Source organism: Paucibacter sp. B51 (assembly GCF_027863535.1).
In the GTDB taxonomy this organism is placed as follows: domain Bacteria; phylum Pseudomonadota; class Gammaproteobacteria; order Burkholderiales; family Burkholderiaceae_C; genus Paucibacter_A; species Paucibacter_A aquatilis.
On sequence record NZ_JAPIVN010000001.1, the window covers coordinates 3,759,493 to 3,774,816 of the forward strand.

10 protein-coding genes and 2 riboswitches are annotated in these 15,324 nt (G+C 66.0%); of the genes, 4 read left to right on the top strand and 6 right to left on the bottom strand.

The features are described from left to right. The first annotated feature begins 13 nt into the window (after positions 1–13). The 3 genes from OOB33_RS16080 to OOB33_RS16090 all read left to right on the top strand — a co-directional run bounded on the left by OOB33_RS16080 (position 14) and on the right by OOB33_RS16090 (position 5,266). The gene (locus tag OOB33_RS16080) at positions 14–3,247 is read left to right on the top strand and encodes an efflux RND transporter permease subunit (protein ID WP_271009402.1); all 3,234 of its coding nucleotides are present in this window, start codon (positions 14–16) and stop codon (positions 3,245–3,247) included. A 259-nt stretch (positions 3,248–3,506) separates the two neighbouring features. Further along, complete coding sequence (locus OOB33_RS16085) at positions 3,507–4,229, top strand: substrate-binding periplasmic protein (protein WP_271009403.1); 723 nt, start codon at positions 3,507–3,509, stop codon at positions 4,227–4,229. Positions 4,230–4,438: 209 nt separating this feature from the next. Continuing rightward, positions 4,439–5,266, top strand: coding sequence for a nidogen-like domain-containing protein (locus OOB33_RS16090; protein WP_271009404.1), 828 nt, complete (start codon positions 4,439–4,441; stop codon positions 5,264–5,266). An 80-nt stretch (positions 5,267–5,346) separates the two neighbouring features. Here the strand turns inward: OOB33_RS16090 and OOB33_RS16095 are convergent, their stop codons facing one another. The 4 genes from OOB33_RS16095 to gcvT form a co-directional block, all read right to left on the bottom strand. Then, positions 5,347–6,738 (bottom strand): L-serine ammonia-lyase, encoded by a 1,392-nt coding sequence (locus OOB33_RS16095; RefSeq protein WP_271009405.1) that lies wholly within the window; start codon positions 6,736–6,738, stop codon positions 5,347–5,349. A gap of 148 nt (positions 6,739–6,886) precedes the next feature. Continuing rightward, on the bottom strand, positions 6,887–9,781 hold the full coding sequence (gcvP, locus tag OOB33_RS16100) for an aminomethyl-transferring glycine dehydrogenase (RefSeq protein WP_271009406.1): 2,895 nt from the start codon (positions 9,779–9,781) through the stop codon (positions 6,887–6,889). A gap of 144 nt (positions 9,782–9,925) precedes the next feature. Continuing rightward, positions 9,926–10,303 (bottom strand): glycine cleavage system protein GcvH, encoded by a 378-nt coding sequence (gcvH, locus tag OOB33_RS16105; protein ID WP_271009407.1) that lies wholly within the window; start codon positions 10,301–10,303, stop codon positions 9,926–9,928. Between the two features lie 108 nt (positions 10,304–10,411). After that, on the bottom strand, positions 10,412–11,542 hold the full coding sequence (gene gcvT, locus OOB33_RS16110) for a glycine cleavage system aminomethyltransferase GcvT (RefSeq protein WP_271009408.1): 1,131 nt from the start codon (positions 11,540–11,542) through the stop codon (positions 10,412–10,414). A 64-nt stretch (positions 11,543–11,606) separates the two neighbouring features. Then, positions 11,607–11,715, bottom strand: a riboswitch (glycine riboswitch). A 16-nt stretch (positions 11,716–11,731) separates the two neighbouring features. Beyond that, a riboswitch (glycine riboswitch) is annotated at positions 11,732–11,835 on the bottom strand. Positions 11,836–11,995: 160 nt separating this feature from the next. Here gcvT and OOB33_RS16115 point away from each other — a divergent pair. After that, complete coding sequence (locus OOB33_RS16115; protein WP_271009409.1) at positions 11,996–14,095, top strand: hypothetical protein; 2,100 nt, start codon at positions 11,996–11,998, stop codon at positions 14,093–14,095. Positions 14,096–14,114: 19 nt separating this feature from the next. Here OOB33_RS16115 and OOB33_RS16120 read toward each other — a convergent pair whose 3' ends face one another. After that, the gene (locus OOB33_RS16120) at positions 14,115–14,843 is read right to left on the bottom strand and encodes an RES family NAD+ phosphorylase (RefSeq protein WP_271009410.1); all 729 of its coding nucleotides are present in this window, start codon (positions 14,841–14,843) and stop codon (positions 14,115–14,117) included. A gap of 12 nt (positions 14,844–14,855) precedes the next feature. Beyond that, entirely contained in the window at positions 14,856–15,284 is a 429-nt protein-coding gene (locus OOB33_RS16125) for an antitoxin Xre-like helix-turn-helix domain-containing protein (RefSeq protein ID WP_102770360.1), read from the bottom strand. Between the last annotated feature and the right edge of the window lie 40 nt (positions 15,285–15,324).

Here is a 15,324-nt window from a genome sequence, read left to right on the forward strand (position 1 = left end):
GAGGACCGGCATCATGTGGATGACTCGCGTCTCGATTCAAAACCCGGTCTTCGCCACCATGGTGATGGTGGCTTTGTGTGTGCTGGGTCTGTTCTCCTACGCCAAGCTGGGCGTGGAGAACATGCCGGACATCTCCATCCCCGTCGCGTCTGTCGATGTGCGCTATCCCGGCGCCTCGCCCGAGGCGGTGGAGCGTGAGATCGCCAAGCCCCTCGAAGAATCGCTGAACACCATCGCCGGCGTCGAACGCGTGGTGTCGCGCAGCTTCGAGGGCCGGGTGCAGGCCCAGGTCGAGTTCGGCCTGAACACCGATATGGGCCGCGCCATGCAGGAGGTGCGTGACCGCGTCTCGCTGGCGCAATCGGCCTTCCCCAAGGAAGCAAAAACGCCGACCGTGGCGCGCGCCCAGATGGAAGACAACCAGCCCGTGGTGCTGGCTGCGCTGATGAGCAAGACACGGCCGGCGCGCGAGCTGTCGATGATGAGTGAGCTCATCATCGCCAAGCGCCTGGGCCGCGTGGACGGCGTGGCCCGCGTGGACGTGGGCGGCCTGGTCTCGCGCGAGGTGCGCATCGATCTGGACCCGATGCGCTTGCGGGCCTACAACGTGACACCGGCCGAGATTGCCCAGGCCTTGCGCGAGGCCAATGTCGACCAGCCGGTGGGCCTGATCTCGGACAAGAGTGCCGATGCCATCTTGCGCGTGGAAGGTCGGGTCAAGGACCCCAAGGCCTTTGCCAAGGTGGTGGTGGCGCGGCGCGGCAATCTGGTGCTGACCCTGGGCGATCTGGGCCAGTTGGTGGAGCGTGAGCGCGAACCGGACAGCCTGGCCCGCATCAATGGTGCGGCCGCCGTGACCTTCAATGTCTTCAAGCAGCAGGATGCCAACATCGTCAACACCGGCGAGGGCGTCAAGGAGGCCATGGCCGAGCTGCGCAAGACCTTGCCCAAGGACGTGGAGCTGAACCTGATCTACGCCTCCAGCGACAACGTCAAGGACTCGCTCAACGGCCTCAAGCACACCCTGGTCGAGGGCGCGCTGCTGACGGTGGCCATCGTCTTTCTGTTCCTGCACAGCTGGCGTTCGACCATCATCACCGGCCTGACCCTGCCGATCGCCGTGATCTCCAGCTTCATCGCCGTTCATGCCTTCGGCTTCACGCTGAACTTCATGACCATGATGGCCCTGTCGCTGTGCATTGGCTTGTTGATCGACGATGCCATCGTCGTGCGCGAGAACATCGTGCGCCATGTCGGCATGGGCAAGAGCCACCAGCAGGCGGCGTTTGACGGCACCAACGAGATCGGCCTGGCGGTGATGGCCACCACCTTTGCCATCTGCGCGGTGTTTGTGCCGGTGGCCTTCATGGGCGGCATCATCGGCAAGTTCTTCTACCCCTTTGGCATCACCGTGGCGGTGGCGGTGATGGTGAGCTTGTTCGTCAGCTTCACGCTCGACCCCATGCTGAGCTCGGTCTGGAAGGACCCGCCAAGCCATTACGTCAAGAAGCTGCCGGTGATCGGCCACCTGATCCGCGCCACCGATCACGGCATGGATGTGCTGCACCGGGTCTACGAGCGCCTGATTCGCTGGGCTTTCTCGGGCCGCCGCTATCGCCTGTTTGCACTGCCGATTCCGGTCTGGGGCCGCCCTTTCGACGCCGCAGGCCAGCGCGATCGCAGCGCCCCGCGCCGCCTGCGCCTGGCCACCATCACGCCGCGTGGCCTGGTCATGATGGCTGGCGGCGGCAGCTTTGTGCTGGCCATGGTGCTGGCCGGCTTTGTCGGCACCGAGTTTGCACCCAAGACCGATGACAGCTTCACCCAGGTGAACCTGCGCTTGCCCGTGGCCTCCAGCCTGGAGCGCAGCAATGCCAAGGTGCTGCAAGTGGAGGAACTGCTGGCGCAGTTCCCCGAGATCAAGACCGTGTCCACCGTGGTCGGCGGCACTGGTGAGGGCATGGCCACCGGCCGCAACCAGGCCTCGCTGAACATCTCGCTGGTGGACCGCAAGGACCGCAAGCGCAGCCAGAAGCAGGTGGAAGATGCCATCCGTGCCGAGATCGCCAAAATCCCCGGTGTCGATGCCAGCGTCGGCGGCGACCGCTCGATCTGGATCACCTTGCTGGGCAATGACCCCGAAGCCCTGACCCAGGTGGCCAACGATCTGGTGGCCAAGATCAAGAAGGTCAAGGGCGCGGTCGATGTGGAGACCACGGTCAAGCCGGGCCTGCCGGCCTTTGCCGTCAAGCTCAAGGACTCGGCGATTCGCGAGCTGGGCCTGACCGCACCGCAGGTGGCCGCATCGCTGCGCGCCTATGTCAACGGCGAGGTGGCCACCTACTGGACCACGCCCGATGGCAACCAGGTCGAGGTGCTGCTGCGCCTGCCGGTCGAGCAACGCCAGCGCATCGACCAGATGCTCAAGCTGCCCGTGGCCTTTGCAAAGGATGGCTCGCCGATCGCGCTCGATCAGGTGGCCACCATCGAATCGGTGTTCAACCCCGAGGTGATCCGCCGCCAGAACCTGCAGCGCCGCGAGGCCGTGTTTGCCGGCACCGAGGGCCGCCCCTCGGGTGATGTGAATGCCGATGTGCAGAAGATCGTCAAGTCCATGGAACTGCCGCCCGGCGTCAGCTTCAATGTCGATGGCGCCGGCAAGCAGCAGAAGGAAGCCTTCAACGGCCTGTTGGCGGCCATGGGCCTGGCCGTGATCTTCATCTACATCGTGCTGGCCAGCCAGTTCGGAAGCTTTGTGCAGCCGATCGCCATCATGGCCTCGCTGCCCCTCTCGCTGATCGGTGTGATGCTGGCCCTGCTGATCACGGGCACCACGCTCAATGTGTTCTCCATGATCGGCCTGGTCATGCTGATGGGCCTGGTGACCAAGAACGCGATCCTGCTGATCGACTTTGCCAACCACGCCCGCAAGGGCGGGGCGAGCATTCCCGAGGCGCTGCTGGAGGCCGGCCTGGTGCGCATGCGCCCCATCATCATGACCACAGCGGCCATGGTCTTCGGCATGCTGCCCATGGCGATTGCCTTCAACCAGGGCGGTGAGGTGCAAGCCCCCATGGGCCGGGCCATCATCGGCGGCGTCATCACCTCGACCCTGCTGACCTTGGTGGTGGTTCCGGTGCTGTATTCCTACCTGGTGCGGGAGCGCAAGCCCAAGCCGGCCGCTCAGCAGGAGGCGATGCTGGCCGAGCTGCCAGCGCTTGGCGCCGGCGCCAGCGCCAGCGCTTGATGCCGCAGGCAGCCCCAGGTCTTTGACTCACGGCGGCGCCCTTCGGGGCGCCGTTTCTTTTTCTTGAGGGGCGTGTTCTCCTGTACGACAGGATCGCTCGCGTGAGTTCGGAACGATTTGCCCGTGCGCGCGGCGGGGCCGGCCGCAGCAAGGGGCTCAGGCTTGGCTATGCTGCGCAGCCATGTTCCCTCGTTTTGGTTTCTGGCGGCAGGCCTGCCGCCACACGGCGCGCCCTTGCCGATGGCTGCTCTGCCTGCTCATGGTCGCAATCGGCCCGACGCTGCCAGCGCAAGCCCAACAACGCCTGCTCAGCGAAGAGTTCGCTCCCATCAACTTCAGCGAGAACGGCGAGGCCAAGGGCTTGGCGGTCGAGGTGGTGCAGGAGATCCAGCGGCGCCTGAAGAAGGAATTGCCGATCGAGTTCCAACCCTGGGCGCGTGCCTACCGCGAGGTGCAACTGGGTGGCGAAACCGCCTTGTTCAGCATGGCACGCACGCCAGGGCGAGAGCGCCTCTTCAAGTGGGTGGGGCCGGTGGTCACCTTCTACAGCTCGATCTATGCGCCGGCCCGCGGTGGCCTGCGACTGCGCAGCATGGACGATGCCAAGCGGGCCAAGTCGGTGCTGGTGGTGCGTGACTGGTACACCTCGGAGGAGCTGAGCCAGCTGGGCTTTCGCAACCTGGTCAGCGTTGCCGATCCGCAGGCAGCCATCCGCATGCTCCTGGCCCAGCGGGCGGATTATTTCGCCACCGAACGTCTGTCCATGCCCAAGATCATGGCGCAGGCCGGCGTGCCCGAGGATGCGCTGGAGATCGTGTACAGCTATGCCAGCGCCGAAGGGTATATCGCCTTCTCGCGTGACACCCCTGACCGTGTCGTTCAAGCCTGGCAAAGGGCACTCGATGCCATGAAGCGCGACGGCAGCTTTGCCGCCATCTACAAGCGCTGGCTGCCTCAGGACAGCCCGCCAATCAAGCGCTAAGCCCGGTCTTGCAGTCTGTACCCGTGCCGCAGGTCATGGGTTTTTTGTATGCAGTTGTTACCACGTTGTCGGGTTTTCTGACAGCGTTACGTTCTGTTTCGTGCAAATTGCCGCGCCACAAGGACTTGGTGCGCTGGCATGAACCCTGCTTCACAAAGCAAGTTCGCCAATGGGCGAACTTTTGTTTTGGACACTTGTAGGGATACGAATTGAAGATCAAGACTCTGTTTTCCGCCGCACTGCTGGTCTCGGGACTGGTGGCAGCGAGCTCTTCGGCTCTGGCGGGCGCTGTGCATCACACCGACCTGTTCTCGGCCAACACCTTGCCGCGCAACGACGATGGCTCCACCGGCCTGGTCAACATCGGCTTCAACGTCAATTTCTTCGGCAGCCAGTTCACCCAGCTGTTCGTCAACAACAACGGCAACGTGACGTTTGATCGAGCCTTGGACACTTACACGCCCTTCGGCCTGCAGGGCACCAACCGCCAGATCCTGGCGGCCTTCTTTGCCGACGTGGACACCCGCAATACCCGCAGCGGCGTGACCCAGTACGGCACCGGCCTGCTGAACGGCCACAAGGTCTTCGGCGTGAACTGGCTGGACGTGGGCTACTTTGACACCCAGGCCAACAAGCTGAACACCTTCCAGCTCATCATCACCGACCGCTCGGACATCAATGCCGGTGACTTCGACTTCGAGTTCAATTACGACAAGATCCAGTGGGAGACTGGAGATGCTGCCAGCAGCGGCGGCAGCAACGGCCAAGGCGGCAATTCAGTGCGCGTCGGCTGGTCCAACGGCAACAGCAATTCCTTCGAGCTGCCCGGCTCGGCCGTCAACGGCGCGCTGCTGGATGGCGGCGCCCAGTCCCTGGTTGCCGGTTCGCTGAATTCCAACGTCGCCGGCCGCTACAGCTTCAGCGTGCGCAATGGCTCGGTGCAGCCGCCCTCGACCGTGCCGGAGCCGAGCTCTCTGCTGCTGGTGGGCCTGGCCCTGGCTGGCCTGGGTGCGGTTTCGCGCCGCCGTCGCGCTTGATGATCCTGCGAGCCCTGCTGGCTCCATGAAAAAAGGCGACCCGTGGGTCGCCTTTTTCGTGCCAGCGTGCGCGAACGGCGTCAGCACTCGACGATATTCACCGCCAGGCCACCGCGTGCGGTTTCCTTGTACTTGGTCATCATGTCGGCGCCGGTGTCGCGCATGGTCTTGATGACCTTGTCCAGGCTCACGAAGTGCGTGCCGTCGCCGCGCAAGGCCATGCGCGCGGCATTGATGGCCTTGACCGAGGCGATGGCGTTGCGCTCGATGCAGGGGATTTGCACCAGGCCGCCCACCGGGTCGCAGGTCAGGCCCAGGTGGTGTTCCATGCCGATCTCGGCCGCGTTCTCGACCTGCTCGGGCGTGCCGCCCATGACCTGGCACAGGGCCGCGGCGGCCATGGAGCAGGCCACGCCGACCTCGCCCTGGCAGCCGACCTCGGCGCCCGAGATCGAGGCGTTCTCCTTGTAGAGGATGCCGATGGCGGCGGCGGTCAGCAGGAAGTCGATCACGCCCTCGTCGTTGGCGTGGTGGACGAAGCGGCTGTAGTAATGCAGCACCGCCGGCACGATGCCGGCCGCGCCATTGGTCGGCGCTGTGACGACGCGGCCACCGGCGGCGTTTTCTTCATTGACGGCCAGGGCGTAGAGGTTGACCCAGTCCATCACCTGCAGCGGGTCGCGCAGGGCCGCCTCCGGGTTGGCAGTCAGGTCGCGGTGCAGCTGGGCGGCGCGGCGCTTGACCTTGAAACCACCGGGCAGGATGCCCTCGGTGCGGCAGCCGCGGCTGACGCAGTCCTGCATCACCTGCCAGATCTTCAGCAGGCCGGCGCGGGTCTCATCATCGCTGCGCCAGTGGCGCTCGTTGCGGCGCATGACTTCGGCGATGCTGATGCCGTGTTGCTTCGTCAGCGCCAGCAACTCGTCGCCGGTCTTGAAGGGGTAGGGCAGCACGGTGGCATCGGGGGCAATGACTTTTTGCTTGCTGCCGTCGGCCGCCACCTCGTCGCTGACGACAAAGCCGCCACCGACCGAGTAGTAGGTGCGCTGCTGGATTTCCACGCCTTCGGCATCAAAGGCCGAGAAGCGCATGCCGTTGGCATGGAAGGGCAGGCTCTGGCGCTTGAACAGCACCAGGTCCTTGGCCTCATTGAACTCGATCTCATGCTCGCCACCCAGGCGGATGCGGCCGCCGCTGCGGATGGCGTCGAGGTAAGCCGGCACCTGCTCGACATCGACCGTGTCCGGCTCATGGCCGGCCAGGCCCAGCAGCACGGCCTTGTCGCTGCCGTGGCCCTTGCCGGTGGCGCCCAGCGAGCCGTACATCTGCGAGACCACGCGTGCCGTGCGCTCGAGCTGGCCTTCGTGGCGCAGGCGTTGCACAAACATGCGTGCCGCACGCATGGGGCCCACGGTGTGTGAGCTGGATGGGCCGATGCCGATCTTGAAGAGGTCGAAGACTGAAACGGCCATGGGGCCTCCAAGCGTTGGTGTGAGATTCGAGCGCGGCCTGATGAATCAGGCCGGCCTTGTGACAAAAAAGCCGGCTGGCGTCGATGGTGAGAGGTCCATCAGACAGCAAGCCGGCTCTGGCAGGGCGGTGCCGAGCGTCCTGGGACGCTCAGGCGTAGTCGCTCATCGGCGGGCAGGAGCAGCTGAGATTGCGATCCCCGTAGACGTTGTCCACGCGGCCCACCGGCACCCAGTACTTCTGGCGGCGCAGCGAGGCCACCGGGTAGGCGGCTTCTTCGCGGCTGTAGCCATGGGTCCACTCGGCGGCCAGCAGGCTCTCTGCCGTGTGCGGGGCATTGACCAGCGGGTTGTCTTCTGCCGTCCAGCTGCCGTCAGCGACCTTGGCGATCTCGGCGCGGATGGCCAGCATGGCGTCGCAGAAGCGGTCCAGCTCGAACTTGGATTCGCTCTCGGTCGGCTCGACCATCAGGGTGCCGGCCACCGGGAAGGACAGGGTGGGCGCATGGAAGCCGTAGTCGATCAAGCGCTTGGCCACGTCTTCAGCGCCGACACCGGTTGCGTCCTTCAGCGGGCGGATGTCCAAGATGCACTCGTGGGCCACGCCGCCGCCCTTGATGCCCTCGATATTGCCGCTGAAGTGGATGTCGTAGGCATCGGCCAGGCGTGCGGCCACATAGTTGGCCGAGAGGATGGCCACTTCGGTCGCAGCCTGCAGGCCCTCGGCAGCCATCATGCGGCAGTACATCCAGCTGATGGGCAGCACGGCGGCATTGCCCAGCGGTGCGGCGGACACGGCGCCGATGGCGGTCTTGCTGTCGTAGCCGGCCGAACGGTGGGTGGGCAGGAAAGGCACCAGATCGGCCACCACGCAGACCGGGCCGACGCCCGGGCCGCCACCGCCGTGCGGGATGCAGAAGGTCTTGTGCAGGTTCAGGTGCGAGACATCGCCGCCGAACTCGCCCGGTGCGGCCACACCGACCAGGGCGTTCATGTTCGCGCCGTCCACATAGACACGGCCACCGTGGCTGCGCACCAGGGCGCAGATTTCCTTGACCTGGGTGTCGAACACACCGTAGGTCGAGGGGTAGGTGATCATGATGGCGGCCAGGTTGGCGCTGTGCTGCTCGCACTTGGCCTTGAGGTCGGCCAGGTCGATATTGCCTTCCTTGTCGCACTTGGTCACCACGACCTGCATGCCCACCATCTGGGCCGAGGCCGGGTTGGTGCCGTGGGCCGATTCGGGGATCAGGCAGATCTTGCGATGGCCTTCATTGCGCGACTCATGCCAGGCCTTGATGGCCAGCAGACCGGCGTACTCGCCTTGCGAGCCGGCATTGGGCTGCAGGCTGATGCCGGCGTAGCCGGTGGCTTGGCACAGCCAGGCGGTCAGCTGTTCGTTCAGCTGGGCATAACCCTGCAGCTGATCGTGCGGGGCAAATGGGTGCACGCCGGCGAACTCGGGCCAGGTGATGGGGATCATCTCGGCCGTGGCGTTCAGCTTCATCGTGCAGGAGCCCAGCGGGATCATGCTGCGGTCCAGCGCCAGGTCCTTGTCCGACAGGCCGCGCAGATAGCGCAGCATTTCGGTTTCGGAGTGGTAGCGGTTGAACACCGGGTGGCTCAGGTAGGCGCTGGTGCGCTGCAGCTCGGCCGGGATCAGGCTGGCGATGCCCTTGTCGAACGCGCTCAGGTCCGGCAGGGCCTTGCCATCAGCAAACACGGCCAGCACGGCGGCCAGGTCGGCGCGGGTGGTGGTCTCGTCGAGCGACAGGCTCAGGGCCTCGGCGCTGGCGCGGCGGAAGTTCATGCCGGCGGCCACGGCGCGGGCCTGGATGGCCGCGGTCTGCGCACCGGTCTGCACATGCAGGGTGTCGAATGCGCTGGCGTTGCCGATTGCAAAGCCCAGGCTCTTCAGGCCTTCGGCCAGCACGGCGGTGAAGGAGGCCACGCGCTGGGCGATGCGCTTCAGGCCTTGCGGGCCGTGGTACACGGCGTACATGCTGGCCACCACGGCCGGCAGCACTTGAGCGGTACAGATGTTGGAGGTGGCCTTCTCACGGCGGATGTGCTGCTCGCGGGTCTGCAGGGCCAGACGGTAGGCCGGCTTGCCGTGGGCGTCGATGGAGACACCGACCAGGCGGCCGGGCAGGCTGCGCTTGTACTCGTCCTTGCAGGCCATGTAGGCCGCGTGCGGGCCGCCATTGCCCATGGGCATGCCGAAGCGCTGGGTCGTGCCCACGGCGATGTCGGCGCCTTGTTCGGCGGGGGCCTTGATCAGGGTCAGGGCCAGCAGGTCGGCGGCGGCGATCAGCAGCGCACCTTGGGCATGGACCGCGTCGGCGGCGGCTTGCAGGCTGCGCACATCGCCGTTCACGCCGGGGTATTGCAGCAGGGCGGCGAAGCACTCGCTCTTGCCAGCCTCAGCAGCCGGGCCCACCACCACGTTGAAGCCCAGGGGCTCGGCACGGGTGCGCACCACTTCCAGGGTTTGCGGCAGCACGTCGTCGGCGACGAAGAAGGTCTGGCTCTTGCTCTTGCCCACGCGGGCGGCCAGGGTCATGGCTTCGGCGGCGGCGGTGGCTTCGTCCAGCATGGACGCGTTGGCAATGGCCATGCCGGTCAGGTCGGTCACCATGGTCTGGAAGTTGACCAGGGCCTCCATGCGGCCTTGCGAGATTTCAGCCTGGTAGGGCGTGTAGGCGGTGTACCAGGCGGGGTTCTCGAGGATGTTGCGCAAGATGACGCCCGGGGTCAGGGTGTCGTAGTAGCCCTGGCCGATATAGCTCTTGAGCACCTTGTTCTTGCCCGCCAGCGCCTTCAGCTCGGCCAGGGCCTGGGCTTCGGTCGCAGCAGCTGGCAGGTCCATGCCCACCGAGCGCTTGATGCTGGCGGGCACCACGGCTTCGATCAGGGCGCGGCGCGAGGCCGCACCGATTACCGACAACATGCCGGCTTCGTCAGCGGCATCGGGGCCGATGTGGCGGGCTTGGAATTCGGTGGCGTTCTCGAGCACCGACAGGGGCTGCAGGGCGGACATCAACATGGCAAATCCTTGGGGCCTGGCGCCGCTTGTGGCGGCCTCAGGCTTTTTGTGTTCGGGAGAGCCTGCCACATCAAGGCGCAAGGACTGCGCTGTGTGGCAGGGGGTGCCGCGGCCTCACTCACGGAGTCGCCGCGGCCGGCTCGATCAGCTGTTCTTGACCAGCTCGTCGTAGGCGGTGCTGTCCATCAGGCCGTCCAGTTCGGCCGGCTTGCTCAACTTGACCTTGAAGAACCAGCCGGTCTTCAGCGGGTCGCTGTTGGCGAGCGACGGGTCGTCACGCAGGGTTTCGTTCACTTCTGTGATCTCGCCGGCGACCGGCATGTAAACGTCGGCGGCGGCCTTGACCGACTCCACCACGCCCGCCACTTCCTTGGCTTCGAAGCTGCTGCCCACGGCCGGCAGGTCCACGAACACCACATCGCCCAGGGCGTCTTGTGCGTGCACGGTGATGCCCACGGTGACGATGCCGTCGGCTTCGATCTGGACCCACTCGTGGTCAGGCGTGTACTTGATGTTGCTCATGCGGTGCTCCGTTGCTTTCGGAAGGTGGAAAGGAGAAAGAAAATGAAATGTAGGGTGCCCGATCGGGGCCGGGCAAGCGCGACGTGAGCCGAGCCGGCTCTCGTCCGTTCAGCCGCGGTAGTAGCCGTTGGGAGTGAACGGGGTGCTCGACACGGTCATTGGTGTGCGCTTGTCGCGGACGATGGCGAAGACCTCGGTGCCCAATGCCGCAAATTCCTTGGCCAGGTAAGCCAGGGCCACCGGCTTGCCCACCGTGGGGCCCAGGGTGCCGCTGGTGACCACGCCGATCTCCACGCCCTCGGCGTTGACCAGCTTGGCGCCCTCGCGCACCGGCATGCGTTCGCTGCTGACCAGGCCGACGCGCTTGCGTGCGGCGCCGTTGGCCAACTGTTCGTCCACCACCGCAGCGCCGGGGTAGCCACCGGCGCGGGCGCCACCGGCGCGACGCACCTTCTGGATGGCCCAGGTCAGCGAGGCTTCCACCGGGGTGGTGCCGGTGTCGATGTCATGGCCGTAGAGGCAAAGGCCCGCTTCCAGGCGCAGCGAGTCGCGCGCACCCAGGCCGATGGGCTTGACTTCCGGCTGGGCCAGCAGCTTGCGGGCCAACTCGACTGCTTGGTCTTGATGGACCGAGATTTCGAAGCCGTCTTCGCCGGTATAGCCCGAGCGGGTCAGGAAGGTCTCAATGCCGTCCAGATTGAAGAAGCCGGCGGTCATGAAGGTCAGCTTGGCGACATCGGGGTTCAGGCGCGACAGGGCAGTCACGGCCTGCGGGCCTTGCAGGGCCAGCAGGGCTTGTTCGGGCAGGGGCAAGACCTGGCACTTGTCACCGATCTTGGCCTGCATGTGGGCGATGTCCTGCACCTTGCAGCCGGCGTTCACCACCACAAAGAGATCGTCCGGGCGGCGGGCGATCATCAGGTCGTCCAGGATGCCACCTTGTTCATTGGTGAACAGGGCATAGCGCTGCTTGAACAGGCCCAGGTCGATCACATCGACGGGCACGATGGTTTCCAGCGCAGCGGCAGCGCCGTCGCCGATCAGGCGGACCTGGCCCATATGGGACACGTCGAACAGGCCGGCGGCCGCGCGGGTGTGCTTGTGCTCGGCCATCACGCCGGTCGGGTACTGCACGGGCATGTCGTAGCCGCCGAAGGGCACCATCTTGGCGCCGAGTTCGATGTGCAGGGCGTGCAGGGGGGTCTTGAGCAGGGGAGCGGAGGAGTCAGCAGCGGACATGGGAGCAGCTTTCGAGGGCAATCGTCTGGCCCACGCCCCTGAGACCGACTCAAGGAGTGGGGGGAATGCCCTCGCTGTCCGCTTTACCTGAGAGATTGGCCGCCGGCGTATTGCCAACAGCTTGCCCCTTCGGTGGACGGGCTCGAAACCCGTCTCTCTCCAGTGAGGACGCCCGACGTTTTGTGAACGGGCGTTTTATCAGTCCTTTTGCCTGAGCGTTCGCAGCGTGGGATCACCAGTGCCACTGCGCCTTCGGCGGCTTCCGCGAGGAAGCTCTCTCCTGACGGCGGCGATTGTAGCCCTGGTTTTTGCGCAAAAAGTGGCTCCGTGGCGCGGCCTCTTCGCAAATCCACAAATGCGCCGGCTTCCTCGCGTTCATCACGCCATGGCGGGCGCCGCTTCTGCCTATGCTGGCCGCAGCATGAATCACACCTTGCAGGCAACACCGCGCCCATGAGCCACACCACGCCCGAAATTCACCTCTGCATCCAGCAGCCCGGGGCCTATGTGCACTCCCTGGGCTTGCTCGATCAGGCGCGCTACTTCCGCTACCAGTTCCGCCGCCTCGGGGCCGAGGTCAGCATGGCGAAGAACCGGCTGCGCCATGGGGCGATCAATTTCATCTTTGGCGCCCATCTCGGTTTTGAGCCGGCCTTGCTCGATCGCCATGTCTGCGTGTTTGTGAACCTGGAGCAGCTGGGCGAGGGCGGGGCCCAGGTCTCGCCCGAGTATTTGCAGCTGCTGGCGAACTGGCCGGTGGTGGATTACGACGCCGCCAACTGCAGCGCCTACCGCGCCCGGCCGGATCAGGTGCCGGTGTTCCCCCTGCTGCATGCACCGTACCTGAGGCCGGCGGAATCCATCCCGCTGGAGCAGCGGCCCATCGATCTGCTGTTCATCGGCAGCATGAACGAGCGCCGCCGCGCCTGGCTGGATCGCATCGAGGCCCTGGGCTTGAGCGTGGCCTTGTTCGATGGCCCGCTTTACGGCCCCGAGCGCGATGAGTTCATCCGCCAGGCCAAGGCCGTGCTCAATGTGCATTTCTACGAGAGCAGCCGCTTCGAGCAGACCCGGGCGGCGATCTGCCTGTCCCTGGGCACGCCCGTCATCTCCGAGCGCGTGCCGGGCACCGAGGTGCATCCGGCCTTCGAGGACTCGGTCCTGTGGCTGGAGGGCGGGCAGCTGGAGCAGTTCTTCAGCGAGGATTTCGGCACGCCGGCGTTCTTTGATTTCGCCCGCCTGGCGCTGGAGCGCTTTGAGCAGGCCGACCCGGCCGTGCCCTATGCCGAGATGCTCGCCTTTGCGGCCAACCATGCCGTTGAACGCCTGCCTGCCTTGCTGCAAGAGCCCTGGCGGCCGCAGCGCCTGCATATGGGCGCTGGCGCGGATTACAAAGCCGGCTGGCTCAATATCAGCCGCGATGCCGAGCAAGAGCCCGATCTGCTGCTCGACCTGAGCCGCCCGCTGGACTTGCCGCTGCGCGATCTGTCGGCCGCCCATGGACCGATCGAGCTGCACGGCGAAAGCCTGGAACTGCTCGATGTCAGCGGTCTGCAGCATGAGGCCGCGGGCTTGAAGGCGGTGCTGAACCAGGCTTTGCGACTGCTGCAAACCGGCGGCGAGCTGCAGCTGGATCTTGCCGGCGCCTTGCCACCCGAGCCGGCAGCGGCTGCGGGCTGGCTGGCCGCGCCCGATCTCTTCAGCAGCTTCTGGCAGGCTTGCGGCGAGGATTTCTGGGCGCTGGGCTGGTTCGAGCAGCGCTTCGAGCTGCTTGCCCATGCCTACTTCGATGCCCAGGCGCGGCCCTGCAAAGCCGATGCGGCCCTGGGCACGCGGGTGGTGCTGCGCAAGATCGAGAGCTCGCTGCGCGAGCGCACCACGGCGCGGGCTCGCCAGAGCTGCTTGCGCCTGCCCGACGATGCCGTGGACGCGGCCCATCGCCTGTTGCCCGCTGGCCCGGCGGCGCAGGCCGGCGCGACGAAGAAATTCAAATGGTCCATCCTCGTGCCCAGCCTGCCGGCGCGGCGCGAGCTGCGCAAGCGCATGCTGGCCATCCTGGAACCCCAGGTGGCCCGCTATCCCGATGTGGAACTGCTGGTGCTCGAAGACAACCGCAGCCGCGAGTACGGCCCCAAGCTGCAGGCCATGATCGACATCGCCCAGGGCGAGTACCTGAACTTCGTGGACGATGACGACGAGATCTCCGAGCACTACGTCGACACCATCTACCCCTTGCTGAACGGAGTTGATTGCGTGGGCTTTTCGGCGCGCATCAGCGTCGAGGGCGGGCCCTTCAAATCGGTGTTCTACAGCATGAAGAACAAGGTCTGGGTCGATGCGCCCGAGGGCTATTACCGCAACCCGCAACACCTGACCCCCATCCGCAGCGAGCTGGTGCGCCAGATCCCCTGGGTCGGCCACTACGGGGCGGATCGCACCTGGTCGCACAAGATGTCGGCCTCCGGCCTGCTCCAGACCGAAAACGTGACCGACGCAGTGCTCTACACCTACTACGCCACGCAGAAAGAAAACCGCGAAGGCGTCTGGCGCTGAGCTCGCGTGAGCCTGGGGCTCAGATCACGTGGTGGCCTGACTTCAGGTACCAGTCGGCCATGCGTTGGCCGTTCCAGCGCAGCGTCACATGCTCGGCCTGCCGGGCCGGCGGCAAGGCGGCGCGCGGGGTGAACAGGGCCACGCACTGGCCGCCTGGCTGGCGCACGCTGTCGTAGATCAGGCCCGCGCTGCCTTGCTCGCGCAGGCTCCGGGCGAAGGGCCGGGAGGCGACGTAGGAGTTCGCATCCAGCAGCGCCAGCGCGCGAGGGTCTTGGTGCTCTGCGCGCAACTCATGCAAATCAGCCTGCACCGTGACGCGGTAGCAGCGCAGATCCACATCGATGGCCGGTTCGGCCGTGCGGGCGAGAAAGAGTGCGCGGTGGTGGCTGACCTCGGCCACGGCGGTTTCCAGCGTGGCCGCGGCGTAGTAGACACCGTAGCTGCCGTCGGAAAAACGGCTGCCCTCGGGGTTCAGGTGGGTGAAGGCCGCCATGATGGGGCTGCTGCCGGGGCCGCAGAGGCGCTGCTCGGGCGGCACCAGGCTCAGCTCGCCGAGTTGCTCGCGCAGGCGCGGGTTGCCGAGCGCCTCGATGGCGAAGATCACGGCCAGATCGGCCGGCTCGGCCACCGCGTCGAACAGCAGTACGGGCGGGTAGCGGCTTGGAAGCAGGCGGCAGGAGTCCGGCCAGTGCACGGGGATGCAGGGCAGGGTGATCGTGGCAGACGGGGGCAGGGTGGAAGAGCTCAAACGCCAGGTCTTTCAGGCCCAGCCGCCGCGCTGTGCATCCAGGTACTGGCGCACGACAAAGAGATCGGCGATCTGGCCGCCCAGCATGCGCGAAAGGGCGCTGCCGCCGCCGAACAGGGGCGCGCTGTTGGCCTTCTTGATCCAGGCATCGGCCCGCTCCGGGATGGGCAGCAGGATCTGCAGGCTGGCGTAGATGCTGAACAGATGAGACAGGCGCTCCAGCGTGGCGCCGTCCAGGCCGGCCTTGATGCGGCCGGCTTTCCAGTCGTAAAAAGTGGTGCGGCCGCAGCCGAGCAGGCGCTGCTGTTCTTCATTGCTCAGGCCCCAGGCCTGGGCCATGCGAAAAAACGTGCGCAGCGCCGCGCCGGCGGCGGCCGGGGTGTGCAGATCGGGCAAGCCCGGCTGCGGCTGGCTGTGGAAGTCCGAAGGAAGGGCGGCCATGGCGAACTCCTGGCAGGTGGGCGGCGCCGGCCTGGGCAGG